General features: G+C 71.9%; 23 protein-coding genes. 14 read left to right on the top strand and 9 right to left on the bottom strand.

The genetic code is table 11. The annotated features are described in order from the left end of the window. The first annotated feature begins 29 nt into the window (after nucleotides 1–29). Nucleotides 30–743 (top strand): DUF72 domain-containing protein, encoded by a 714-nt coding sequence (locus ACIBHX_RS19410; RefSeq protein ID WP_397068501.1) that lies wholly within the window; start codon nucleotides 30–32, stop codon nucleotides 741–743. Next, nucleotides 744–1,712 carry a magnesium transporter CorA family protein gene (locus ACIBHX_RS19405; RefSeq protein WP_397068500.1) on the top strand — a complete coding sequence of 323 codons (969 nt, stop codon included), beginning with the start codon at nucleotides 744–746 and terminating at the stop codon, nucleotides 1,710–1,712. It abuts the gene before it with no gap. On the opposite strand, the gene thrS is transcribed toward ACIBHX_RS19405, so the two are convergent. Next, nucleotides 1,690–2,889, bottom strand: a complete 1,200-nt coding sequence (gene thrS, locus ACIBHX_RS19400) for a threonine--tRNA ligase (protein ID WP_397068499.1) — start codon at nucleotides 2,887–2,889, stop codon at nucleotides 1,690–1,692. The genes ACIBHX_RS19405 and thrS overlap by 23 nt on opposite strands. Nucleotides 2,890–3,006: 117 nt before the next feature. Next, nucleotides 3,007–3,471: an adenylyltransferase/cytidyltransferase family protein gene (locus ACIBHX_RS19395; RefSeq protein WP_397068498.1), complete on the bottom strand. Its 465-nt coding sequence runs from the start codon at nucleotides 3,469–3,471 to the stop codon at nucleotides 3,007–3,009. A gap of 162 nt (nucleotides 3,472–3,633) precedes the next feature. Here ACIBHX_RS19395 and ACIBHX_RS19390 point away from each other — a divergent pair, with 162 nt between their 5' ends. Continuing rightward, the gene (locus ACIBHX_RS19390; protein WP_397068497.1) at nucleotides 3,634–4,047 is read left to right on the top strand and encodes an ATP-binding protein; all 414 of its coding nucleotides are present in this window, start codon (nucleotides 3,634–3,636) and stop codon (nucleotides 4,045–4,047) included. A gap of 7 nt (nucleotides 4,048–4,054) precedes the next feature. On the opposite strand, the gene ACIBHX_RS19385 is transcribed toward ACIBHX_RS19390, so the two are convergent. Next, nucleotides 4,055–5,014 carry a response regulator transcription factor gene (locus ACIBHX_RS19385; protein ID WP_397068496.1) on the bottom strand — a complete coding sequence of 320 codons (960 nt, stop codon included), beginning with the start codon at nucleotides 5,012–5,014 and terminating at the stop codon, nucleotides 4,055–4,057. A gap of 23 nt (nucleotides 5,015–5,037) precedes the next feature. Here ACIBHX_RS19385 and ACIBHX_RS19380 point away from each other — a divergent pair, with 23 nt between their 5' ends. From ACIBHX_RS19380 to ACIBHX_RS19355, 6 genes are all read left to right on the top strand, one after another. Further along, the gene (locus ACIBHX_RS19380) at nucleotides 5,038–5,625 is read left to right on the top strand and encodes a hypothetical protein (protein ID WP_397068495.1); all 588 of its coding nucleotides are present in this window, start codon (nucleotides 5,038–5,040) and stop codon (nucleotides 5,623–5,625) included. A gap of 28 nt (nucleotides 5,626–5,653) precedes the next feature. After that, on the top strand, nucleotides 5,654–6,397 hold the full coding sequence (locus tag ACIBHX_RS19375; RefSeq protein ID WP_397068494.1) for a DUF427 domain-containing protein: 744 nt from the start codon (nucleotides 5,654–5,656) through the stop codon (nucleotides 6,395–6,397). Nucleotides 6,398–6,408: 11 nt separating this feature from the next. Continuing rightward, the gene (locus ACIBHX_RS19370) at nucleotides 6,409–6,774 is read left to right on the top strand and encodes a YciI family protein (RefSeq protein WP_397068493.1); all 366 of its coding nucleotides are present in this window, start codon (nucleotides 6,409–6,411) and stop codon (nucleotides 6,772–6,774) included. A 9-nt stretch (nucleotides 6,775–6,783) separates the two neighbouring features. Then, nucleotides 6,784–7,695, top strand: coding sequence for a hypothetical protein (locus ACIBHX_RS19365; RefSeq protein ID WP_397068492.1), 912 nt, complete (start codon nucleotides 6,784–6,786; stop codon nucleotides 7,693–7,695). Beyond that, a complete protein-coding gene (locus tag ACIBHX_RS19360; protein WP_397068491.1) occupies nucleotides 7,685–8,098 on the top strand; it encodes a TIGR03668 family PPOX class F420-dependent oxidoreductase in 414 nt (137 codons plus the stop codon). Before ACIBHX_RS19365 ends, ACIBHX_RS19360 begins: the two co-directional genes overlap by 11 nt. Before the next feature lie 70 nt (nucleotides 8,099–8,168). Beyond that, on the top strand, nucleotides 8,169–8,990 hold the full coding sequence (locus ACIBHX_RS19355; protein ID WP_397068490.1) for an alpha/beta fold hydrolase: 822 nt from the start codon (nucleotides 8,169–8,171) through the stop codon (nucleotides 8,988–8,990). Between the two features lie 4 nt (nucleotides 8,991–8,994). Here the strand turns inward: ACIBHX_RS19355 and ACIBHX_RS19350 are convergent, their stop codons facing one another. Then, entirely contained in the window at nucleotides 8,995–10,104 is a 1,110-nt protein-coding gene (locus ACIBHX_RS19350; RefSeq protein WP_397068489.1) for a serine hydrolase domain-containing protein, read from the bottom strand. A gap of 168 nt (nucleotides 10,105–10,272) precedes the next feature. Between ACIBHX_RS19350 and ACIBHX_RS19345 the strand changes: the two genes are divergently transcribed. Then, nucleotides 10,273–12,945: a BTAD domain-containing putative transcriptional regulator gene (locus ACIBHX_RS19345; protein ID WP_397068488.1), complete on the top strand. Its 2,673-nt coding sequence runs from the start codon at nucleotides 10,273–10,275 to the stop codon at nucleotides 12,943–12,945. On the opposite strand, the gene ACIBHX_RS19340 is transcribed toward ACIBHX_RS19345, so the two are convergent. The 3 genes from ACIBHX_RS19340 to ACIBHX_RS19330 are packed head-to-tail and all read right to left on the bottom strand — an operon-like array spanning nucleotide 12,926 to nucleotide 17,086. Further along, a complete protein-coding gene (locus ACIBHX_RS19340) occupies nucleotides 12,926–14,188 on the bottom strand; it encodes a M20/M25/M40 family metallo-hydrolase (protein ID WP_397068487.1) in 1,263 nt (420 codons plus the stop codon). The two genes, ACIBHX_RS19345 and ACIBHX_RS19340, sit on opposite strands and share 20 nt — an antisense overlap. After that, on the bottom strand, nucleotides 14,185–16,035 hold the full coding sequence (locus ACIBHX_RS19335) for a S9 family peptidase (protein ID WP_397068486.1): 1,851 nt from the start codon (nucleotides 16,033–16,035) through the stop codon (nucleotides 14,185–14,187). Before ACIBHX_RS19335 ends, ACIBHX_RS19340 begins: the two co-directional genes overlap by 4 nt. A 7-nt stretch (nucleotides 16,036–16,042) precedes the next feature. Continuing rightward, nucleotides 16,043–17,086 carry a C39 family peptidase gene (locus ACIBHX_RS19330; protein WP_397068485.1) on the bottom strand — a complete coding sequence of 348 codons (1,044 nt, stop codon included), beginning with the start codon at nucleotides 17,084–17,086 and terminating at the stop codon, nucleotides 16,043–16,045. Nucleotides 17,087–17,222: 136 nt separating this feature from the next. Here ACIBHX_RS19330 and ACIBHX_RS19325 point away from each other — a divergent pair, with 136 nt between their 5' ends. Both ACIBHX_RS19325 and katG read left to right on the top strand, forming a co-directional pair. Then, nucleotides 17,223–17,660: a Fur family transcriptional regulator gene (locus ACIBHX_RS19325; RefSeq protein WP_397068484.1), complete on the top strand. Its 438-nt coding sequence runs from the start codon at nucleotides 17,223–17,225 to the stop codon at nucleotides 17,658–17,660. Nucleotides 17,661–17,689: 29 nt separating this feature from the next. Beyond that, nucleotides 17,690–19,921, top strand: coding sequence for a catalase/peroxidase HPI (katG, locus tag ACIBHX_RS19320; protein ID WP_397068483.1), 2,232 nt, complete (start codon nucleotides 17,690–17,692; stop codon nucleotides 19,919–19,921). A 46-nt stretch (nucleotides 19,922–19,967) separates the two neighbouring features. On the opposite strand, the gene ACIBHX_RS19315 is transcribed toward katG, so the two are convergent. Both ACIBHX_RS19315 and ACIBHX_RS19310 read right to left on the bottom strand, forming a co-directional pair. Beyond that, nucleotides 19,968–21,080 carry a DUF5925 domain-containing protein gene (locus ACIBHX_RS19315; protein WP_397068482.1) on the bottom strand — a complete coding sequence of 371 codons (1,113 nt, stop codon included), beginning with the start codon at nucleotides 21,078–21,080 and terminating at the stop codon, nucleotides 19,968–19,970. A 165-nt stretch (nucleotides 21,081–21,245) separates the two neighbouring features. Continuing rightward, on the bottom strand, nucleotides 21,246–22,139 hold the full coding sequence (locus tag ACIBHX_RS19310) for a LysR family transcriptional regulator (protein ID WP_397068481.1): 894 nt from the start codon (nucleotides 22,137–22,139) through the stop codon (nucleotides 21,246–21,248). Nucleotides 22,140–22,279: 140 nt separating this feature from the next. On the opposite strand from ACIBHX_RS19310, the gene ACIBHX_RS19305 reads away from it, so the two are divergent. Both ACIBHX_RS19305 and ACIBHX_RS19300 read left to right on the top strand, forming a co-directional pair. Further along, entirely contained in the window at nucleotides 22,280–22,960 is a 681-nt protein-coding gene (locus ACIBHX_RS19305; RefSeq protein WP_397068480.1) for an SDR family oxidoreductase, read from the top strand. 58 nt (nucleotides 22,961–23,018) lie between these two features. Continuing rightward, nucleotides 23,019–24,212 carry an MFS transporter gene (locus ACIBHX_RS19300; protein ID WP_397068479.1) on the top strand — a complete coding sequence of 398 codons (1,194 nt, stop codon included), beginning with the start codon at nucleotides 23,019–23,021 and terminating at the stop codon, nucleotides 24,210–24,212. The last annotated feature ends 36 nt before the right edge of the window (nucleotides 24,213–24,248 follow it).

Raw genomic sequence — 24,248 nt, 5'->3', positions numbered from 1 at the left:
GCCGGGACGCCACGGGTAGGTCCCGGGACATGGGGACGCTCGTCGGCACGTCGGGATGGCAGTACAAGGACTGGCGCGGCGTCCTGTATCCCGAAGGGGTGCCGCAGCGGCTGTGGCTGGAGACCTACGCCGAGGAGTTCCCCACGGTCGAGAGCAACAACGCCTTCTACCGCCTGCCCACCCAGGAGAACTTCGCCGGCTGGCGCGACCGCACCCCCGACGGCTTCGTGATGGCGGTCAAGGCCAGCCGCTACCTCACCCACATCAAGCGCCTGGCCGACCCGCAGGAGCCGGTCAGGCGCCTGATGGAGGCCGCCGCCGGGCTGAAGGACAAGCTCGGCCCGATCCTGCTCCAGCTCCCGCCCACGCTGAAGGCCGACCCGGACAAGCTGGCCCGCTGCCTGGCCTGCTTCCCCGACGAGGTGCGCCTGGCGGTCGAGCCCCGCCATCCGTCCTGGTGGACGGACGACGTCGAGCGCGTGCTGCGCGAGCGCGCCGCCGCCCTGTGCTGGGCCGACCGCGGCGGCCGCCCGCTGAGCCCGCTCTGGCGCACCGCCGGCTGGGGCTACGTGCGCCTGCACGAGGGCCACGCCACCCCCTTCCCGGAGTACGGCGAGGCCGCGCTGAAATCGTGGGCGGAGCGGGTGCGCGAGGCGGGATGGCGCGAGGCGTACGTGTACTTCAACAACGACCTCGGGGGAGCGGCGGTGCGCAACGCCCGGCGCTTTGCCAGACTCCTGTAGGTGCATACCCGCCTCTACAGGAACGGCGTCCTCGAAAAGCAGGGCTTCCCCATCGAGGATGTGTCCGACTACGTCTCCGACCCGGCCTGTGTCATCTGGTTCGACCTGTGTGCCCCCACCGCCGCTGACCTCAACGTGATCAGCGAGGAGCTCGGCCTGCACGAGCTCGCGGTCGAGGACGTCCTGTCCGACCACCAGCGCCCCAAGCTCGACATCTATGACAAGCACCTGTTCATCACCGTCTATGGGGTGCACGTCGAGGAGGATCGCCTCGACCCGATCGAGGTCAACGCGTTCGTCACCGCCAACGCCCTGGTGACCGTGCGGGAGAACGACCGTTTCGACATCGGCGAGGTGATCAAACGCTGGGACGCCGGGCCCCACCTGGCCAAGCACGGCGTCGCGTTCCTGCTGCACGGTCTGCTCGACTACGTCGTGGACGGCCAGTTCGACTACGTCCAGGACCTCGACACGCACGCCGAGGAGTTGGAGGAGACGCTGTTCGACGAGGTGCCCGTCAACGCCAGGGAGATGCAGCGGACCATGTTCACGTTGCGTAAGAACATGGTCCGCTTGCGCAAGATGACGATGCCGATGCGCGAGGTCGTGGGCACCCTGCTCCGCCGCGACCAGGACCTGATCTCCAGCGAGGAGATGATCCCCTACTACCAGGACGTCTACGACCACGTGCTGCGCGTCAGCGAATGGGTCGACTCGCTGCGCGATCTGCTGGCCAACATGCGCGAGACCCGCCTGTCACAGCAGGGCTTCCGGCTCAACGAGATCATGAAGCGGCTCACCAGCTGGGCCGCGATCATCGCCGTGCCGACCGCCATCACCGGCTTCTACGGCCAGAACGTGCCGTATCCGGGCACCGGGCAGCCGTGGGGCTTCTGGATGTCCACGATCGTCGTCGCCGTCACCTCCGTCGGGCTGTACGCGGTGTTCAAAAAGAAGGACTGGCTCTGACGCGCAGGAAGTCGACCAGCTCGCCCACCGGCAGCTCGCCGGCCTGCGATCCGTCGCGCAGCCGCACCGCCGCCGACCCTCCCGCCGCCTCCCGCGCGCCCACCACCAGCTGGTAGGGCACCAGCCGGTGCGCGCGGATCCTGGCGCCGAGGCTGCCACGGTCCGGCCCGGCCAGCTCGGCCCGCAACCCTGCCTCGACGGCCCGCCGTACCAGAGCGCGGGCCGCGGGCAGCTCGGCGTCCGAGACCGGAAGCACCACCGCCTGCACCGGCGCCAGCCAGGCGGGGAACGCGCCGCCGTGCACCTCGACGAGGTGCGACAGCATCCGCTCGACGCTGCCGATGACGCTGCGATGCACCATCACAGGACGGTGATCGCGCTGGTCGGGGCCGACGTAGCTCAGGTCGAAACGGTCGGGCTGGAAGAAGTCCACCTGCACGGTGGCGATGGACGACTCGCGGCCCGACGGGTCGACGAGCTGGATGTCGATCTTCGGGCCGTAGAAGGCGCCCTCACCCTTCTCCTCGTCGTAGGGCTGGCCGCGCTGGGCCAGCACGTCGCGCAGGACCGCCTCCGCGCGGTCCCACAGCGCGGGGTCGTCGACGTACTTGGCGCCGTCGCCGCCCAGCGACAGGCGGTAGCGCGAGGCTCGGATGCCGAGCTGGGCGTGCGCGGCCTGGATGAGGTCGAGCGCCGCGGCGATCTCCTCGGCCGCCTGGTCCAGTGGGCAGAAGACGTGGCCGTCGTTGAGCTGCATGGACCTGACCCTGACCAGCCCGCCGAGCACGCCCGACAGCTCGGCGCGGTACTGCCCGCCCAGCTCGGCCAGGCGCAACGGCAGGTCGCGGTGGCTGCGCTGCCGCGCGGCGAAGATCAGCGCATGGTGCGGGCACAGGCTGGGCCGCAGCACGAACTGCTCGCCGCCCACCTCCATCGGCGGGAACATGTCCTCGCTGTAGTGCGCCCAGTGGCCGGATCGCTCGTACAGCTCGCGTTTGGCCAGCACGGGCGAGCTGACGTGCCGGTATCCGTGGCGCCGCTCCAGCTCGAAGACGTAGTCCTCGATGGCCTTGCGGATCGCCGCGCCGTCGGGGAACAGGTACGGCAGGCCGGAGCCGATCAGCGGGTCGGTGTCGAACAGGTCGAGCTCACGGCCGAGCTTGCGGTGGTCGTTCATGATCATCCTTTACGGGAAAGGGCGAACGACCAGAACCCCGGGCGTTCGCCCGGGGCAACAGGATTCAGCGCGCCGGGACGGTGTCCGGCGTCGTCGTGACGCAAGCGCGCTGCATGGTCAATAGCGTATCGAATTCACGATCCGCGTGGTGGACCGGCCGGGAATCGCCTCCAGTTCCCAGCACTCGGCGCCCAGCAGCGCGGCGGCCGCGCACCGGCCTCCCGCGTGCGGATCCCCCGCGGTGTGCGCCAGCGCGCCGGGACCCATCGGCACGAACAGGTCGATGTAGTCCTCGGGCCCGTGCGCCTCCGGCGGCCCGGTCACGATGAACACGCCCTGTACGGCGCGCAGCGCCGCCAGCACCTCGGCCCGCTCCGCGGCGGCGTTGACCGGCCTGCTCGGCCCCTTCCACGCCCGCACCCGCGAGTCGTCCTCGACGCCGACGATCAAGGGCAGGCCGCGCTCGGCGACCGCGTTGAGAAAGCGGACGTGACCCACGTGCAGGATGTCGAACACCCCGGTCACGATCGCCGCCCCCGGCCGGTCGTACGGCCGCACCCAGACGGCCTCCAGGCTGCTCATCCGGCAGGCACCCCTCCTAGTCGACGCGTCGATCGCAGCGTACTCGACCCCCGGCAGAGGTCGCGCACGTGACCATGGGAAAGGCCATTCCTACCTTTTCGCGATAGTCCGCGGCGCCGGTGTGGCGCGTCTCATAACGTTCGCCTATCGGGGGAGGTCATCGTGCCGGAGTCCCGCAACGATCTCGTCGTTCAGCTCCCTGGGGTCCCCGCGCAGGTGTCGAAGGCCAGGGGAGCGGTGGCCGCCGTGCTCGGCCGGGATCATCCGCTCTTCGACGACTGCGTGCTGCTGACGAGTGAGCTGGCCACCAACGCGATCCTGCACTCCCAGTCGGGCGACGGCGGCTCGTTCACGGTGAGCGTGCACGCTTCGGGGACGCTGGTGCGGGTCTGCGTGGAGGACGGGGGATCGGACGGGCCGCCGTGCGCCTGCCGTACGACCGGCTTGCAGGCGACGAGCGGCCGGGGGCTGCCGCTGCTTGAGGCGCTGAGCCACCGCTGGGGCTACACCCGCGAGAACGGCACCACCACGGTCTGGTTCGAGCTGGTGCCCGTCGCCGTGCCCGCCCTGGTCTAGACGCGGTCTAGACGTCCAGCCGGCACAGGCCCTCGGCCAGTGCCTTGGTGGTCAGGCGGGTGCGGCTGTCGCAGCCGAGCTTGGCGAAGATGTGCTCCAGGTGCGTGGTCACGGTCCTGACGCTCAGCACCAGCGCCGCCGCGATCTGCGGATTGGAGTCGCCGGCCGCCACGCGCGTCAGCACGTCGACCTCGCGCCCGGTCAGCTCGTACGGCAGGCCGCACACCCGCTCGGCCACCACGGTGCCCTGCAGCGACCCGTGGAACCCGACTCCCGCCCTGGTCAGGTGCACCTCGTGCCAGCGCCCGCGCCGATCGAGCCACAGCCCGCGCCTGCTCAGCTCCCGCGAGTCGATGAACCCCCGCGCGTAGGCCGCCATCGCCGGCTCGCCCGCCAGATCAGGCGAGCTCGGCACGCCCGGCAGGTCGCGCGTGGTGCCCAGCCGGTCGAAGGCCACCGCGCGGAAGCCCGGCGGCACGCCGACAGGGTCGATCACGCACCTGGTCAGGTCCGTGACGTGGGCCAGCATCGGCGCGGCCGCCGCGACCAGGGCCGCCGCGCCGTCGGGGAAGCAGCCGCGCGAGGCCAGGTGCAGCAGCCCGGTGTAGCGGCCGCCCTCGGCCAGGAACAGCGGCGCGGTCAGCCCGCACCGCCAGCCGTAGGGCTCCAGGTGGCGGCGGAAGTACCGCTCGGTGCCCGGCTGCGGCATCAGCACCGGCGACCGGGTGGCCATCGCCCGCCGATAGGCGGCCAGGCCCGCGTACTCCTGCGCCGCGTCGCCGTCGATGCGCCGGTGGCCGTCGGATAACACGCTCTGGTGCCGGCCGGTCGCCGGGTCGTAGGCGACGAACTCGTAGGCGTCCACCGGCACCACCCGGCCCAGCGCCGCCATCGCCCCGCGCCCCCCGCCGCCCGCGACCTGATAGCCGACCTCGGCGAACGCCTGCAGCAAGGGGATCTCCGCCACCCGGTTTTTATACCATTCCCTCCATGACAGGGGATGCCCTGGCGCGCAGGCTCACCGACCTGCTGGCGCCACAGGTGCTGGTGATCGCGATGCCGCCGGTGGTGGGCCTGCTGGCCCAGGGCTGGCGGGGCGCCGTGTGGGGGCTGGTGGCCTCGCTGCTGTGCGGCGGGGTGCCCGCCGCGGTGATCGCCGCCGGCGTCCGTTCTGGACGCCTGGACTCCCACCACATCGTGGAACGCGCCCGGCGCACCGGGCCGCTGCTGTCCGCGGTCGCCGCCGTGCTGGCCGCGCTCGTGCTGCTGGTGACGCTGGGCGCGCCCCGGCTGCTGGTGGCCACCGTGACCGCGATGCTGGTGGCGCTGGCCCTGACCGTGCCGATCACGCTGCGCTGGAAGATCTCCTTCCACGCCGCCGTCTCCTCCGGCACCGTGGTGGTCCTCGCGCACGTGCTGCCCGCCGTACCCGTCGCCGTGGCGGGGGCGCTGGTGGTGGGGCTGATCTGCTGGGCCAGGGTACGGCTGGCCCACCACACGTGGCCGCAGGTGCTGGCCGGCGCGCTCGCGGGAGTGGTGGCGACCTGGGGCACTTTGGCCGCCTTTGGGCTGGAATAGCCGGGCGCGCCTCCTGGTTGCGGCCATCATGGATGCTGGGAACCGCGGCCGGGTGCGCGTCGAGCGCACGGCCAAGCGCGTCAGAACCTACCTGGGCGGCCGTGTGGTCGCCGACACCACGCGGGCCCTGCTGGTCTGGGAGGTCCCCTACTACCCCGCCTTCTACATCCCCCTGGAAGACGTCGACCAGGGCGCGCTGAAGGAGACCGGCACCGGCAAGCGCTCGCCCAGCCGCGGCGAGGCCGTCCTCTACACGGTCACCGCGGGCGGCAAGCAGGCCGCCGAGGCGGCGCTGGCCTACCCCGAGTCGCCGCTGGAGGAGATCCGCGGGCACGTCCGCTTCGAGTGGGACAGCATGGACGCCTGGTTCGAGGAGGACGAGGAGGTCTTCTTCCACCCGCGCGACCCCTACACCAGGGTCGACATCCTGCCCAGCTCCCGGCGGGTGCGCGTAGAGGTGGACGGCGTGACCGTCGCCGACTCCGTCAGGCCCAGGATCCTGTTCGAGACCGGGCTGCCCGCCCGCTACTACCTGCCGAAGACCGACATCCGGTTCGACCTGCTCGAGCCCACCGACACCGCGACGCACTGCCCGTACAAGGGGACGGCCGGGTACTGGTCGGTCAACGGCCACGCCGACCTGGCCTGGTCCTACCGGACGCCCCTGCCGGAGAGCGAGAAGATCGCCGGGCTCGTCTCCTTCTACAACGAGAAGGTCGACATCTACGTCGACGAGGTGCTGCAGGAGCGCCCGAGGACCAAGTTCAGCTAGGTTCCTGTGGCATGCGCTACATGCTGATCCTCAAGGGCGATCCGCACCCGGACGAGGTGGCGGCCCGCGACTCGGAGCTCGTGGCGGCGATGCACCGCTTCGGCAAGGAGCTGGACGAGGCGGGGGCGCTCATCGCCGCCGAGGGCCTGCAGCCCACCGCCAGCGCCGCCCGCGTCATCGCGACGGGCGGCGCCAAGCGGGTGGTCGACGGGCCGTTCGCCGAGTCCAAGGAGCTCATTGCCGGCTACTACCTGATCAGGGCCGCCTCCCTGGCCGAGGCCGTGGAGTGGGCCAGGCGGTGCCCGGTCGAGCTGGCCGTCAAGCCGGGTCAGGAAGCCGTGGTGGAAGTCCGGGAAGTCTTCGACGTACCCGACTAGGCTGATCGCGTGCGTTTGGGCGTTCATCTCATCTGGGAAGGCGTGCTGGCGCTGGCCGCCGTCGCGCTCGCCGTCACCGTGGTGGCCACCGGGGCCAGGTTCTCGACCGTGTTCGAGCAGGCCGCGCCCGCCGGGCTGATCGCCACCGGGCTGGCGCTGTCGCTGCGCACCGCGACGCCGAACCTGGCCGTCGGCCCGATCGCCGCCCTCAGCGGCGCCGTGGCCGCCTACCTGGGAGGCGGATATGGCTGGCCGCAGCCCGTCGCGCTGACCATCGCCATGCTGATGGTGCTGGTGCTCGGCCTGATCCTGGGCGTCTTCGTCGCGGTCGTGTCGGTGCCCGCCTGGGCGGCCTCCATCGTCACCGCGGTCATGTGCCAGGGGCTGATGCTCGGGCTCACCCAGGAGGGGCCGCGCACCTGGACCTTCCCGCCGTCGGTGCCGTCCTTCGCGTGGTTCGCCGTGTTCGCGGTCGTGTCGGTCGGCGGGGGGCTGCTCTGGCTGGTGCCGCCCGTTCGCGCCGCCCTGTCGGCCTCCCGCCGCGACGGCGACCAGGGTCGCTGGGCCGGCCTGCGCCCGGGCGTCGGCGCGCTGGTCGGCCTGACGGGCTCCAGCCTGCTGGCCGGGCTCGGCGGGCTCGCCCAGTTGATGCGCCTGCAGATCTCCGTCCCCACCGCCGACTGGGCCACGACCGCGGCGGCGCTGGCCGCCGTCCTGCTGGGCGGCGTCAGCCTGTACGGCAGGCTCGGCGGCATCGCGGGCACCCTGCTCGGCGTGCTGATCCTGGCCATGGCGGGCACGCTGCTGGCCTACCGCGGCGTGCCCGGCTGGATCACCCTCCTGGTCACCGGCCTGGCGGCGGCGCTGGGGCTGGTCGTCACCCGGGGCGTCGAGAGCCTGCGGCCCGGCGATGGACCCTGAGCGGGCCAGAGACCTGTTCACCCGGGCGCGCGTGGCGCACCTGGCCACCACCGGCGCGGACGGGCAGCCGCACCTGGTGCCGGTGACGTTCGCGATGGTCGGCGATCTGGTCGTGTCGGCGGTCGACGACAAGCCCAAGACCACCAGGGCGCTGCGCCGCCTGCGCAACATCCGCGAGAACCCGCGCGTGGCGCTGCTGGCCGACCACTACGACGAGGACTGGACCCGCCTGTGGTGGGTCCGCGCCGACGGCCTCGCCGAGGTGCTCGCCACGCTGCCGGACGGCGTCGAGGCGCTCGCCCGCAAGTACTCCCAGTACCGCGACCGGCCGCCGCCCGGCCCCTTCGTCGCGATCGCCGTGGCCCGCTGGAGCGGGTGGGAGGCCGGCCGTACCAAGGCTTGACAAAAAAGTTTGTCGGTAGCAGGATCGGGGACGACGACACGAGATCCCATCCCGGAAAAGGGCTAAGACAATGACGAAGAAGAGCGACACCATCAAGGTCCCCGGCGCGCAGATCTACTACGAGGTGCAGGGCGAGGGCCCGGTGCTGCTGATCATCCCCGGCGGCCCGTCCGACACCGGCGCCTTCGACATGCTGGTGCCCCACCTGAAAGACCGCTACACGACCGTCGTCTACGACCCGCGGGGCAACTCGCGCAGCACGCTGGACGGTCCGCCCGAGGACCAGGACGTGCCGCGGCACGCGGACGACGCCCGCCGGGTCATCGAGGCCGTCGGCGGCGGGCCCGTGCACGTGCTCGGCAGCAGCGGCGGCGCCCAGATCGGGCTGGCGCTGACCGCCCTGTATCCCGAGCACGTGCGCACCCTGGTAGCTCACGAGCCGCCCTGCCTGCGCATGCTGCCCGACGCCGACGAGGTGGTCGAGGGCATGCGCGAGGTCCAGGAGACCAGCAGGACCACCGGCTGGATGGCGGCCGCGGCCATCTTCAACAAGCTCATCGGCATGGAGGACTACGAGCCGCCGCAGGGCGAGCTGCCCCCCGAGGTTCAGGAGGGCATGAACCGCATGATGGGCAACATGGACTACTTCTTCAGCCACGGCATGCCGCTGGCCTTCTACGAGCCGGAGGTGGACAAGCTGCGCTCCGGCACGCCGCGGGTGGTCATCGGCATCGGCACCACCTCGGCCGGGCAGCTCGCCTACAACACCGGTGTCGCGCTGGCCGAGAGGCTGGGCAGCGAGCCGGCCGTCTTCCCCGGCGACCACGGCGGCTTCGGCGGCGAGCCGGAGGGCTTCGCCGCCGTCCTCGACCGCGTGCTGCGCGAGTCCTGACCGGCTAGGCGCGGGCGGCCGCCTCGGCGATCGCGGCCGCCAGCCGCTGGTTCTCCGGCGCCGAGTAGCCGAAGGCCGCCCGCCGCCTGGTGTAGCCGTAGGCGATGCCGCGGCGCGGATCGGCGAACCCGTCCGACCCGGCCGAGCCGTTGTGCCCGAACGCGTACGCGCTCAGACACCGGTACTCCAGCCCCTTGGCCTGGAACCCGAGCGCGTAGCTCACCGCGGGCCCGCCCACCAGGTCACCGCCGGTGGAGTGGATCGTGGCGAACTCGGCGACGGTGTACGGATCCAGCAGCCCGTCCAGGATCGCCTGGTACATGCCCGCCAGCCCGCGGGCGCTGCCCACCCCGCCCGCCGAGGCCGGCCCGCCGGCGCGCACCACGCGGTGGTTGGCGAACTCCAGCGGGTTGAACGGCGGCATCGCGTTCAGGTTGTAGCCCATGCCCGCCACGCTGTCGGGCCCCGGGTAGTACGCCTGGAAGGTGGCCTCCTGCTCGGGCGTGGCGATCCACGGCAGCACCTCGAGGAAGCGCGGCTCCAGCTCCTCGGGCAGCCCCAGGTAGAGGTCCAGTTCGTACGGTGACCGTACGCGCTCCTCGAACAGCTGCTGGATCGAGTGGCCGGTGACCCGGCGCACCACCTCGCCCACCATGGCGCCGATGACGAAGCCGCCGTAGCCGTAGGCCGAGCCGGGCCGCCACAGCGGCCGCTGCTCGGCCATCCGCTTGGCGACCAGCTCCTCGTCGGCCAGCTCCGCGACGGTGAACCCGCCGTCCGCGTTGACCAGCCCCGACCGGTGGCTGATCAGCTCGCGCAGCGTGATCGCGGACTTGCCCGCGGCGGCGAACTCCGGCCAGTAGCCGGACACCGCGCGGTCCAGACTGAGCGCGCCCTCCTGCACCAGCAGCGCCACCACCACGTAGGCCGCCGCCTTGGTGGAGGAGTACAGCCCGGTCAGCGAGTCGCCGCCGACGCCGTCACCCGCCCACAGGTCGACCACCTGGCGGCCGCCCACGTAGGCGGCCAGCTGCGCGCCCGGCTCCACCGCGGCGAACTCCTCCAGCACCGCCTCGTACCCGGGCGCGACGGTTCCGTGCACGGTCAGCCCCATGCCACACCGCCCTTGCAGATGGCCTTGAACAGGCCGTTCATCGCCTGCATCGCGTCAGGTAGAACCAACGCCGGATTCTTCATACGTGCTTCCATGCGACGATCGTGCGCCGGCGCATTGATACATTCGCCATGCGATCGCCATGCGTCGACGAGCAGGGAGGAAGCGTTGGGCGTCCGGTTCGCCGTCCTGGGTCCCGTCGAGATCACGGCGGATGGGCGGCCACTACCCACTGTGGCGCCCCGGCACCGGGCGGTGCTGGCCTACCTGCTGCTGAACGCGCCCACGGTGATCAGCGCCGACCAGCTCGCCGACGCCATGTGGGGCCCGACCCCGCCCGACACCGCCCGCGCCCAGATCCAGGCCACGATCGCGGTGATCCGCCGGGTGCTGCGCCAGGCGGGCGCGGCCGAGCTGCTGCAGACCCGCAGCGCCGGATACGTCATCGCGGCCGAGCGGCTCGACCTGTCCGAGTTCACCGCCGAGGTGGCCGCCGCGCAGAAGCTCGACGACAAGCAGGAGGCCGCCCGGCGGATCCGCGCCGCGCTGGAGCTCTGGCGCGGCCAGGCCCTGGCCGACGTGAACGCCGACTACGTCGAGTCGGCCAGGGCCCGCCTGGAGGAGCGGCGCCTGGCCGCCGTGGAGCGCCTGATCGACCTCGAGCTCGACCTGGGCCGCCACGCCGAGCTCGTCGACGAGCTGTTCGCCCAGGTCGCCGCCCACCCGCTGCGCGAGAAGCTGAACGGCCAGCTCATGCTCGCCCTGCACCGCTCGGGCCGCCAGACCGACGCGCTGGCGGTCGCCAGGACCTTCAGGGCGGCGCTCGCCGAGGAGCAGGGGCTCGACCCCGGCCGCGCGTTCATCGCGCTGGAGGACGGCATCCTGCGCGACGACCCCACCATGGACGCGCCTCCCGCCGCCGCGGCCGCGCCGAAGAGGGCGAACCACCTGCCCTACGACACCCCGGACTTCACCGGACGCGCCGGCGAGCTCGGCAGGATCGAGCCGACCGGCGACGGCGTGACCCTCTGGACCGTCGACGGGATGGCGGGCAGCGGCAAGACCACGCTCGCCGTCCACGCCGCGCACCGGCTCGCCGCCCGGTACCCCGACGCCCAGCTCTTCGTCGACCTGCGCGCCCACACCGCGGGACAGGCGCCGCTCGACCCGGGCGGCGCGCTGGAGACCCTGCTGCGGCAGCTGGGCGTGCCCGCCGACCGGCTGCCCGCCACGGCCGAGGAACGCGCCGCGCTGTGGCGTGCCGAGCTGGCCGGCCGCCGCGTCCTGCTAGTGCTGGACAACGCCGCCGACGCCGACCACGTCCGGCCGCTGCTGCCCGGCGCCTGCGCCGCGCTCGTCCTGGTCACCAGCCGCAGGCGGCTGACCGGCCTGGACGGCGCGCACGCCGTGTCGGTCGACGTCCTGCCCGACGGCGACGCCCGCGCCCTGTTCGGCGACATCGTGGGCGAGCGCGCCGCGGCCGAGCCGGAGGCCGTGCTCGAGGTGCTGCGGCTGTGCGGGTTCCTGCCGCTGGCCGTGCGCATCGCCGCCGCCAGGCTGCAGCACCGGCCTCGCTGGAGCGTCGCCTACCTGGCCGACCGGCTGCGCGACCACCGGCGCCGGCTGTCGGAGCTGTCCACCTCCGACAAGGGAGTCGCGGCCGCGTTCGCGCTGTCGTACGAGCACCTGGAGCCCGCGCAGCGGCGCATGTTCCGGCTGCTCGGCCTGCACCCGGGGCCCGACGTCGACGCCGAGGCCGCCGCCGCGCTGGCCGGCCTCACGGCAGACGAGGCGGAGGACCTGCTGGAAAGCCTGCTCGACACGCACGTCCTGCTGCAGCACGAGCCCGGCCGCTACACCTTCCACGACCTGCTGCGCGAGCACGCCCGCGAGACCGCCTTCGCCGAGGAGGACGAGGCAGAGCGCGAGCAGGCGCTGGCCCGGCTGTTCGGCCACTACCTGAGCGGCGTCACCGCCCGGCGGGCGAGCTGGCTGGAGGCCGAGCGGGCCAACCTCATCGCGGTGGCCGTGCACGCCACCGACCACGAGCTGCCCGGCGACACCGGCCACGACGTGACCGTGCTCCACCGCCACCTCTACGACCGCGCCCACGCCGACGCCCTGGCCCTGTACGGCCAGGCGCTGCAGGCCGCGCGGACCCGCGGCGACCGCTCCGCCGAGGCGCGCACGCTCATCGACCTGGGCTGGGTGCGGTGGCGGCACGCCGACTACGACCGCTCGGCGGAGGAGTTCGAGCGCGCCCTCGAGCTCAGCGCGGAGATCGGCGAGCGGTACGGCCAGGCCAGGGCGCTGCAGGGCCTCGGCCACGTCCGCCTGCGCCGCGGCGACGAGCAGAGCGGCAACCGCGAGCACCAGGACGCCCACGCCGACTTCGTGCGCGCGCTCGACCTCTACCGCGAGCTGGGCGACCGGATCGGCACCGCCGGCACGCTGGTCAGCCTCGGCCTGGCCGCCGAACGGCTCGACCTGCTCGACGAGGCAGCCGCCCGCAACGCCCAGGCCCTGGAGCTGTACCGCGAGCTGGACGACCGGGGCGGCATCGGCGACGCGCTCGACGGGCTGGCCGCCGTGCACCGGCGCCGCGGTCACTACGACGAGGCGCTCGACCACCACGGCCGGGCCCTGAGCCTGCACCGCGAGATCGGCTACAGGACCGGCGAGGTGAGCGTGCTCAACGGCCTGGCCGAGACCCTGAGCGCCGCCGGAGACCCCGGCGGCGCGGCCGAGCGGCACCGCGCCGCCCTGGCGCTGGCCCGCGAGATGGACTTCCGTCCTGAGCAGGCCAGGGCGCTGCGCGGGCTCAGGTCAGCAGGCGGGTGAGCACCCGGGTGCCGAACTCCAGGCCCTCCACCGGCACCCGCTCGTCCTTGCCGTGGAACATGCCGAAGTAGTCCAGGTCCGGCCGGAGCATCAGCGGCGCGAAGCCGTACCCCTCGATCCCGATCCTGGCGAACGACTTGGCGTCCGTGCCGCCGCTCATCACGTACGGCACCGGCCTGGCCAGCGGGTCCTCCGCGACCAGCGAGGCGGCCAGCTCGTCGAAGAACGGCGAGGGGTACGGCGCGGCCGGCGCGTCCTCCAGGTTGACGAACTCCCGCGTGATCTTGGGGCCGAGCAGCTCGTCGATCGTGGCCAGGAACTCCTCCTGCAGCCCCGGCAGGTACCGGCCGTCGACGTGGGCCTCGGCGGTGGAGGGCACCACGTTCACCTTGTAGCCGGCCTCCAGCATCGTCGGGTTGGCCGAGTTGCGGATCTGCCCGCGGAACAGGCTGCCCAGCGGGCCGAGCCGCTGCGCTTCCGCGTCGAGCCGGTCCAGGTCGATGGGCTGCCCGGTGATCTCCGACAGGCTGTCGAGCAGCGCGGCCACCGACGGCGTCAGCCGTACCGGCCACTGGTGGCTCGCGATCCTGGACAGGGCGTGCACCAGCGTCGCGACCGGGTTGTCGACGGCGGGACGGGAGCCGTGGCCCGCCACGCCGTGCGCGGTCAGCTTCATCCAGGCGGTGCCGCGCTCGCCCACCGCCACCGGGTAGACCCGGGTCTGTCCCGACTGCACCGAGAAGCCGCCGGACTCGGAGATGGCCTGGGTGACGCCATCGAACAGCTCGCGGTGCTCGGTGACCGCGTGCCGCGAGCCGTAGTCGCCGGTCGCCTCCTCATCGGCCAGGAACGCCAGCACCAGGTCCCGCTTCGGGCGCACCCCGCCCGCCCGCAGGGCGAGCACGGTGGCCAGCGTCATCGCGCACGAGCCCTTCATGTCGACCGCGCCCCGGCCGTAGACGCAGTCGTCGACGATCTCGCCGGAGAACGGGTGCAGCTCCCACTCGGCCGGGTCGGCGGGCACGACGTCCAGGTGGCCGTGGATCAGCAGCGCGTCCTTCGACTCGCCCTCCATCCTGGCCACGACCGTGGTCCGCCTAGGCGCCGACTCAAAGACCTCCGGCTCGAGCCCCGCGTCGGCCAGCAGCGTGGCCACGTACTCGGCGGCCGGGCGCTCGCCGGAACCCGGGTTGGTGGTGTCGAACCTGATCAGATCCGAGCAGATCTCGGCAACGCTCTTCACGGCTTCCCCTCGAGCTTGAGCGGTGGCACCTCGGGTGTGTCGAACCCGAAGATCAGTCCGTAGAAGGCCAGCTCGGCCTCCAGCACGGCGACGATAGTCTCCTCCCTGCGCCAGCCGTGCTGCTCGCCGGGAAACGTGAGCAACGCCCACTCTTTGCCATGCCTGTCCAGTTCCGCGACGAATCTCTCGGCCTGCCCGACGTCCACGATCGCGTCCTCCAGGCCGTGCAGCATCAGGCACGGCCCCGACGCCCGGCCGGCGTGCAGCAGCGGCGAGCGCTCGGCGTAGCGGGAGCGGGTCTCCGGCAGCGGCCCGACCAGGCCGTCCAGGTAGCGCGACTCGAAGTCGTGGGTCTCGGCGGCCCAGCTCTCCGGGTCGGTGATCGCGTAGTGGGCCACGCCGCCGGCGAACACGTCGCTGTGCACCAGCGCCGCCACCGTGGTCCAGCCGCCCGCGCTGCCGCCCCTGACGGCGATCCTGGCGGCCTCGGCCAGGCCGCGCTCGACCAGGCCGCGCGCCACCCTGGCGCAGTCGTGCACGTCCACCACGCCCCACTGGTGGCGCAGCCGTTCACGGTAGGCCCTGCCGTACCCGGTCGAGCCGCCGTAGTTGACCACGGCCACGCCCAGGCCGCGGCTGGTGAAGTAGGCGATCTCCAGGTCCAGCATGACCGGGTGGTTCCCGGTCGGCCCGCCGTGCACGAAGATCACGTAGGGGGCGGGGGTGTGCTCCGGGCTGTAGACGTGGGCGTGCACGCCCTCGACCACGATCGGGTGCGGCTCGGGCAGCAGCGCGCGGTCGGGGACGGGCTTGGGCGCCGACATCCGCGCGTGCTCGCCGGTGGCCAGGCCGACCGCCGTCACCTGCATGGGGGAGTACGGCGTGGCCGCGACGCCCACCGCCGTGCCGTCCGCCGCGGAAACCGTGGGTCCCCAGTAGGTGGCGGCGCCGCCCAGGTCCAGGACCGCGCCCGTGTCCGGATCAATCAGGCCGAGGCGGCGATCGTCGGGCGGGCCGTACGTGGCGACCAGGCCCTCTCGCGTGACGGCGAACCAGGTGTTGCCCGGTTTCCACGGGGCTCCGCCGAACTCGGCGTCCATCGGGGCGAGGTTGCGCGCCTCGGAGCCGTCGCGGGCGAGGCGGTGCAGGTTCCACCAGCCCTGCGGGTCGGTGATGGCGTACAGGGTGTCCTCGTCGCGCCACTCGGCCTGCACGACCGACTCCCGCGGGCCGCCCGCGATCACCTGGTACGGCCCGGCCGTGCCGTCGCCGTCCAGCGGGGCCACGCAGAGCTCGGTGCCGTCCCACGGCATGTTGGGGTGGTCCCAGCCGATCCAGGAGACGTGCCGGCCTTCGGGGGACATGCGCGGGTTCATCAGGAAGTGCTGGGCTTTGGCGATCACCCGTACCCGGCCGTCGTGGAGCGGGATCGCCACCAGGTCCCTGACGTCGTCGATCTCCCTGACCGCCCACACCTCGTCGCGGCCCGGCGGCAGGTACAGGTCGCCGTACCTGGCGTTCCCCTCCGGCGTGATCGCCACGGGCTCCTGCCGCGGGTCCACGCGGTAGACGCGCTGGTCCTGCCAGTTGGTGAAGACCAGGCCGCCGCCGGGGAGCGGGCGCCAGGAACGCCCGCCGTACTCGATCAGCCTGTTGCGCGCGTTCCAGCCCTCGGGCAGGACGTCGGCACGGTCGCCGCCCGGCGGGCGGCGGACCACGCAGCGGCGGCCACCCTCGTGCGGGCGCGGCTCATCCCACCACACCTCCACTCCCGAGGGTGTGGCCACCGCCTCCACCCACTGGGGGCCGCCGTCGGTTCTGGCCACATCGATCGGACGAATACTCATGAACCTCTCACCAGTTGCCGTCGGACGGGGGTAGCGGGTGCCCGGGTGGGTGCAGCACGTAGACGACGCCGCCGCTGCCGGAGGCCCGCAGCCACACGTGCTCGAAGGCCGCCCGCGGATACACCCTGCGCACCTCGGCGTCCACCGGCGCGGCCGGGTCGTTGACGATGACGTCACCCGCCGCGGTGAACCCGGTGACGACCAGGATGTGGCCGCCGGTGGAGTATCCGGCGCCGGGCAGCTCGTGCTCCTTGAACGACAGCGACGCGATCACCGGGACGCCCGCGGCGACCAGCCGCTCCATCTCGGCGGCCGACCGCAGCCTCGTCACGAACCCGGTCAGGCCGAACTGTCCCGCGTAGGCCGCGTTGAACGGCCAGTTGCCCGTGCCCTGGTAACTGGGATCGTAGGTGCCGCGCGCGGCGTGCACCAGCCCGGGATGCGGGTCGCCGGCCGGGATCCACGCCAGCTCGGCCGGGCCGGGGGAGCGGTCCCAGTACTCCAGCACCATCGCCACGGAGGCGGGGCTGCACCAGTTCGCGCCGCCGCCATCCCACTCGGTGTGGCTGCCGTCGTGCGCGTGCTGCGACCTGGCCGGTACGGCGAGCTCGACCCCGCACGCCATACCGGCTGGACTCGGAACGGCGGGCCGTTGCGGGACGGCGGAGGCCATCACGGCCAGCTCGCCGACCCGCGCGCCCTGGCCGTACGCCGTGACGCGCACCCGGTAGGCCACCACGGGCCGGCGCGCCACGAACGTGTCGACGGCCACGTCCCCGTCGTCGTCGCCCTGCCCGGGCACGGACGTGCGCAACGCGTCGTCGCTCGACCAGCGCCCCATCACGTACCACTTGGTCAGCGCCCCGGAGGCGCTCCTGGCCTGCACCTCCACCTCCACCCAGGTGCCGGGCGGGGTGTGCGCGGTCCACGACGCGACCAGCTGCGTGGCGGCGAAGCCGATCCGGCGTTCATCTCCGGTCCACGCCTGTCCGGGGACGGCGAAACGCGCGAACGCCACGCGCGCCAGATCGACGGTCAGCACCGGACCCATTCTGGTGCCGCCCCCGCCCCCTCACATCGGACGGTTTACGTAACCCCCGACCAGGGGGAAAATCGCCTGAGACGTTACTAGACTTGGACCATTCGTTGTCTTGAACTGTTCGCGTTTATGCAGATAGGTTTGCGCCATGACCGCATCCCAGACCCCGACCACCGCCGAGGAACTGCGTGGTGCCGGCCTGCGGGTGACGGCCGCCCGCGTCGCACTGCTCGAGACCGTCAGAGACGGCGACCACCTCGACGTCGAGACGATCCACTCCGGTGTGCGCGACCGTGTGGGCCACATCTCGCTTCAAGCCGTGTACGAGGCCCTCTACGCCCTCACCGCGGCGGGACTCGTACGCCGTATCGAACCGGCCGGCAGCCCGGCCAGGTTCGAGGGGCGCATCGGCGACAACCACCACCACGTCGTGTGCCGGTCGTGCGGGGTGGTCGCCGACGTCGACTGCGCGGTGGGCGAGGTGCCCTGCCTGACCGCGTCCGAGAGCCACGGCTTCATGATCGACGAGGCCGAGGTCGTCTACTGGGGCCTGTGCCCCGACTGTTCCACCGCCAGCACTTCCTGAGCACCGTGATCTAGTCCGGAAGGATTCCCATGTCCGAGAACCATGACGCGATCGTCACAGACGCGAAGACCGAGGGCGCAGGCGGCTGCCCGGTCGCGCACGAGCGCGCCCCCCACCCGACCCAGGGCGGCGGAAACCGCCAGTGGTGGCCGGACCGGCTGAACCTGAGGATCCTCGCCAAGAACCCCGCCGTGGCCAACCCCTTCGGCGAGGAGTTCGACTACGCCGAGGCGTTCAACACCCTCGACCTCCCGGCCGTGAAGCGGGACATCCTGGAGGTGCTGACGACCTCGCAGGACTGGTGGCCGGCCGACTTCGGCCACTACGGCCCGCTCATCATCCGGATGGCGTGGCACAGCGCAGGCACCTACCGGATCAGCGACGGCCGCGGCGGCGCCGGGGCCGGGCAGCAGCGCTTCGCCCCGCTCAACAGCTGGCCGGACAACGCGAGCCTGGACAAGGCCCGCCGCCTGCTGTGGCCCGTCAAGAAGAAGTACGGCAAGAGCCTGTCGTGGGCCGACCTCATGATCCTGTCCGGCAACGTCGCCCTGGAGTCGATGGGCTTCAAGACCTTCGGCTTCGCCGGCGGCCGCGAGGACGTCTGGGAGCCCGACGAGGACGTCTACTGGGGCCCGGAGACCACCTGGCTCGACGACGAGCGTTACACCGGCGACCGTGAGCTGGAGAACCCGCTCGCCGCGGTCCAGATGGGCCTCATCTACGTCAACCCGGAGGGCCCGAACGGCAACCCGGACCCGATCGCCGCGGCCCGCGACATCCGTGAGACGTTCCGCCGGATGGCGATGAACGACGAGGAGACCGCCGCCCTGATCGCCGGTGGTCACACCTTCGGCAAGACCCACGGCGCCGGCCCGGCCGAGAACGTCGGCCCGGACCCCGAGGCCGCCCCGCTCGAGCTGCAGGGCCTCGGCTGGCAGAGCACGTTCGGCACCGGCAAGGGTGGCGACGCGATCACCAGCGGTCTCGAGGGCATCTGGACCAACACTCCGATCACGTGGGACAACAGCTTCCTCGAGATCCTGTACGGGTACGAGTGGGAGCTGTTCAAGAGCCCCGCCGGGGCGCACCAGTGGCGGCCGAAGGAGAGCGCCGGGGCGGGGACCGTCCCCGACGCCCACGACAAGTCGAAGAGCCACGCCCCGACGATGCTGACGACCGACCTCTCGCTCCGATTCGACCCGGTCTACGAGCAGATCACGCGGCGCTGGCTCGACCACCCCGAGGAGCTCGCGGAGGCGTTCTCCAAGGCGTGGTACAAGCTGACCCACCGCGACATGGGCCCGAAGGTGCGCTACCTCGGCCCGGAGGTCCCGGCCGAGACGCTGCTGTGGCAGGACCCGCTCCCCGAGGTGACGCACGAGCTCGTCGACGCCGGCGACATCGCCGCCCTCAAGGACCAGATCCTGGCCTCGGGCCTGTCGGTGTCCCAGCTCGTGTCCACCGCGTGGGCCTCGGCCTCGTCCTTCCGCGGCAGCGACAAGCGCGGCGGCGCCAACGGCGCGCGCATCCGCCTCCAGCCGCAGAGCGGGTGGGAGGTCAACGACCCCGACCAGCTGGCCACGGTGCTGCGCACCCTGGAGGGGATCCAGCAGGCCTTCAACGCCGCCCAGACCGGTGGCAAGCAGGTCTCGCTGGCCGACCTGATCGTGCTCGCCGGCGCTGCCGCCGTCGAGAAGGCCGCCAAGGACGCCGGCTTCGACGTCCAGGTGCCCTTCAGGCCGGGCCGGGTCGACGCGGCGCAGGACCAGACCGACGTGGAGTCGTTCGCCGCGCTCGAGCCGGTCGCCGACGGGTTCCGCAACTACGTCGGTAAGGGCAACCGGCTTCCGGCCGAGTACCTGCTGCTCGACCGGGCGAACCTGCTGACCCTGAGCGCGCCCGAGATGACGGCCCTGGTCGGTGGCCTCCGCGTCCTGGGCGCCAACCACCAGCAGTCGGCGCTCGGCGTGCTCACCACGAGCCCCGGGACTCTGACCAACGACTTCTTCGTCAACCTGCTCGACCTGGGCACGACGTGGAAGTCGACGTCCGAGGACGCGAACACCTTCGAGGCTCGCGACGCCGCCACGGGCGAGGTCAAGTGGACCGGCAGCCGGGCCGACCTCGTCTTCGGCTCGAACTCCGAGCTGCGCGCGGTCGCGGAGGTCTACGCGAGCGACGACGCGAAGGAGAAGTTCGTGAAGGACTTCGTCGCGGCGTGGGACAAGGTGATGAACCTGGACCGGTTCGACCTGGCCTGATCATGACGACGCCCGGGCCGGCCGGCCCGGGCGTCCTCATGTGCCGCTAGAGGTAGAGGCCCGTCGACTCCGTGGAGATCGTCGGTGAGACGGTGCGTCCGGCTCGGGTCGCGTACAGCTCGGCGAGCGTGGCGCCCGAAGGGCCGACGCCCTCGGGCGTGCCGAGCCAGGCGACCGCCTCGTCCCGCGTGAGCGGGCCGATCTCCAGCTGGGCCAGGCAGCGGCCCGGCCGTACGACAGCGGGGTGCAGGCGCGCCAGATCCTCGTTGGTGGTGATCGCGACGAGCACGTCGCGGCCCTGTCCGAGCAGGCCGTCGGTGAGGTTGAGCAGGCGCGACAGGCCCTGGCCCGCGGCGGCCTTGGCGCCGGCGCGGATGAGCTCGTCGCAGTCCTCCAGCACCAGCAGGCGCCAGCGCTGCTCCTCGTCCTCGTCGCAGTCGTAGCCGACCGCCACTTCCATGAGGTAGCCGGGCTCGTCGAACAGGCGCTCGGGGTCCAGGACGCAGTCGACCTGGCACCAGGAGCCCCACTGCTGGGCGAGCGAGCGCAGGAGCGTCGTCTTGCCCGTGCCGGGGGCGCCGTGCAGGAGGATGAGGCGGCCGCTGACGTCGGCAGGCGTCACCTTCATGAGGCGGTCGATCTGGGTGCGCACCCTGCCCGAGTAGTTGCCGCTGATCTCCTCCCACGGCTGGGCGGTGATCGGCTTCTCCGAACGGCTGCCGCCGTGCGAGCCGCGCCACCAGAAGCCCATCTCGACGTGGTCGGCCTCCGGCTCCGGCTCCTCGGCGCCGTCCACGCACTCCTTGAGCACCGAGCGGGCCAGTTCCTCGCTGACCGCCGTGACCGCGACCAGGGCGGTGCGGTTGCGGTGCCGCAGCACGCGCAGGGTCCAGCCGTCACCGCAGATGAGCCGGGACTCCGAGCCCTCCTCCACCTGCGCGGTGCGCATGACGCGGCCGTGCGCGGGACGCAGCGGGGCATCGGGACGGACACGCTCGAGGTTGGCCTGCCTGGCCCACGGCTGCACGCCGGTGGCGAACGGCGACAGCGCGAGCGCGTCGATGACGTCGAGCGTGGTGTCGGCGTCGTCGATCCAGATGTTCATCGGCAGATCGGGCGAGTCCGGGCTGGGGAAGGGCACCTCCCTGATCACAGACATGCCGTCAATGATCCTGGTCAACGCGGGCACCTGTCGAACCATTTGCCCGAATCACAATGGTATACCGTTAATTCATTGAGCAGGATGGCCATCGCCAGCGGCACCACAACACCGGGAGCGGCCTGCTGGAGAACCAGGGCTCCGTCGTGTGTCGGGGTCGGACGGTCAGGTGATGATCTTTCGCACCTCCGCGATCAAGCGGGCCACCAGGGATTCCGGAGCTCGCGGGGCCCACACGACGGCCAGCTCGCAGGGTTCGGCGTCAGTGACGGGGAGCCAGCAGATGTTGACGGCCGGCGCCCACCGGCTCAGCGGTTCGGGTGCCAGCCAGATCCCGCGGCCGCGGGCGACCATGAGCAGGCAGTCCTCGATCTGGGCGACCGAGGGGCCGCGCGGAGCAGGGGTACCGTCGGGACGAGGGTCGATGATCCAGTGCCGCTCGGCTTCGGGGGAGATGAAGACGTCGGGGCGGATGACGGATTCGTCGGCCAGGTCCGCGAGCGAGACCGCGGCGCGCCCGGCCAGCCGGTGGTTCGCGGGCAGGGCCACGGCTCGCGGGTCGGTGCGGATCACAGCGTGGTGCAGTCCGACCTCGCTGACCGGCAGCCACATGAACGCCGCGTCGGCAGTGCCGGCGTTGAGCAGTTCCAGTTCCTCCTGCTGGGTGCGCACGCTGGTCAGCTCGACTGACAGCCCGGGAACCGCCGTCTCCATCGCGTCGGCGACTTCGATGGAGAACAGCGACGTGGAGTACGGGCAGCAGGCCAGGCGCAGGGTGCCGGCCTGTTGCCGGGCGGTGTGCCGTACCCGCTCGGCCAGCTCCGACAGCTCCGAGACGACCGCTTTGCCGCCGGCCGCGAGCTCGTCGCCCGCAGGAGTCAGCAGCACGCCCCTGGACGTACGGACAAGAAGCGTCACCTGCAGGGAGCGTTCCAATTGCTGGATGTGCGTCGAGACGGCCTGTTGCGTCAGGTGGAGCCGGGCGGCGGCGCGCGTGATGTTCAGCTCCTGCGCAACCGCAATAAACGACTCCAAATGCCGGATATCCACGTCAATCACCAGGCTCACGCTACTGGGTCCGGCCGCCGCGCTCGACACAAGCGATGACTGTGACAGGCCACAAAATTCTCTGTTTCCGCAGCTAGGGCCGGTCGATGCAGGATGTGGAGCGCCCGCTGAACCCCGTTGAGAGGATCCCCATGTCGCGTGATCTAAACGGCAAAGTCGCGTTGGTCGTCGGCGGCAGCCGTGGCCAGGGGGCGAGGTTCGCCGAGAACCTCGCCTCGCGCGGAGCCACCACGGTGATCAGCTATGCCAACGATGACGAGGCCGCCCAGCGGACGCTGGCCGCCCTGGAGAAGTACGAGGTGACGGCCGAGGCGAGCCGGTCGGACGCCACTGTCTCGGCGGATGTGAACACGCTGTTCCAAGGCGTGGTGGCACGGCACGGCAGGCTGGACGTCGTCGTGCACACTCCCGGAGCGGTCATCGGCAAGCCGCTGGCCGACCTGGCCGACGATGATTTCGACCACCTCATCGACCACAACACCCGCAGCGCCTTCAACACTCTGCGCGCCGCCGCCCGCCACCTCGCAGACGGTGGGCGCTATGTGGTGCTGTCCGCCGCCCCCGCCTCGTTCATGACCGGAGAGTACGGCCTGTACTCAGGCTCCAAGGCCGCCGTCGAACACCTGGTTCTGGCCGCCGCGATACAACTTGGCGGCCGGGGCGTCACCGTCAACGTGGTGGCCACTGGACCGATCGACGACCGGGCCGACAGCCTGCGAAACCTGCCGAGAGACACCACGCCCCTGGTCGCCTGGCTGATCAGCGACGAGGCCGCCTGGGTGACGGGCCAGACCATCCGCGCCACGCGCTAACCACCGCCCGCCGTACCCCACAATCCCGTCGCGCACCGCGACGGAGAGGAGCACCCTCATGACCACCCTGGATTCCGCACTGCCTGCCCCACCCGTCCCCGATCGCGTGCCGCTCAAGAGATGGCTCGGCGTCGTGGCGGTGGCCGTCGGCACCTTCTCCGTCGTCACCGTCGAGCAGCTCCCCGTCGGCCTGCTCACCTCCGTCGGCGGGTCGCTGGAGGTGTCGGAGGGTACGGCGGGCCTCATGGTTACCGTGCCTGGCCTGGTCGCCTCGGCCACCGCCCCCATCCTCCCGGTGGCGATCGGCCGCCTGGACCGGCGGATCGTCCTGCTCGGCCTGATCGTCTTGACGGTGCTGGCCAATCTGATGTCCGCGCTGGCCCCGACGTTCCCCGTGCTGCTGGCGGCGCGGTTCCTCGTGGGGATCAGCATCGGCGGCTTCTGGGCGCTCGCGGCCGGCATCGCCGTACGCCTGGTGCCGGAAAAGTACGTCCCCCAGGCCACGGCGCTCACCTTCGGCGGGGCCACGGCCGCCAACGTGCTCGGCGTTCCGGCGGGAACGCTGATCGGCGGGCTGACCGACTGGCGCGTCGCGTTCGCGGCCGTCGGCGGGCTCGGCCTGCTGGTGGTCATCGCCCTGTTCCTCCTCTTGCCGACCATCCCAGCCACTCAGCCCGTACGGCTGCGCACGCTCGCCGAGCAGCTACGCAACCCCGCCGTCAGGGTCGGCATCATCTCCACGTTCCTCCTGGTCAGCGGCCATTTCGCCGCCTTCACCTTCGTCAGCCCGATCCTGCAGGCCATCGCGGGAATCGACAGCGGCCTGATCGGGCCGCTCTTGCTGGCCTTCGGCGTCGCCGGGATCGTCGGCAACTTCATCGTCGGAAGCGTGGCGGCGCGCAACCTCCGCGCGACCGTCATCACCATCAGCGTCCTGCTCGCCGCGGTCCTTGCGCTCTTCCCGCTCGTTGGCGGCAACACGGTCGGCGGGGTGAGCCTGCTCATCATGTGGGGGCTGGCCTTCGGCGGCGTGCCGGTGAGCGTGCAGACCTGGATCCTCCGGGCGGCGGGGCAGTCGGCCGAGGCCGCCACCGCGTTGAACACCTCGGTGTTCAACCTGGCCATCGCGCTCGGCGCCCTGTTCGGAGGCATCGTCGCCGACAACGTGGCCATCGCGGGGGTCCTGTGGTTCGGGGCGATCCTCGCCGTTCTCACCTCCCTGGCTGTCGCCCGAGTGCGCAAGCCGGCGTGAGGCCGGACCTTGCGCCTGGTTCGGGCGCAAGGTCCG

Source organism: Nonomuraea sp. NPDC050536 (assembly GCF_044457685.1).
Classification (GTDB): Bacteria; Actinomycetota; Actinomycetes; order Streptosporangiales; family Streptosporangiaceae; genus Nonomuraea.
The sequence above is the reverse complement of the archived record's forward strand: the minus strand, read 5'-3'. Positions and strand labels throughout refer to the sequence as shown.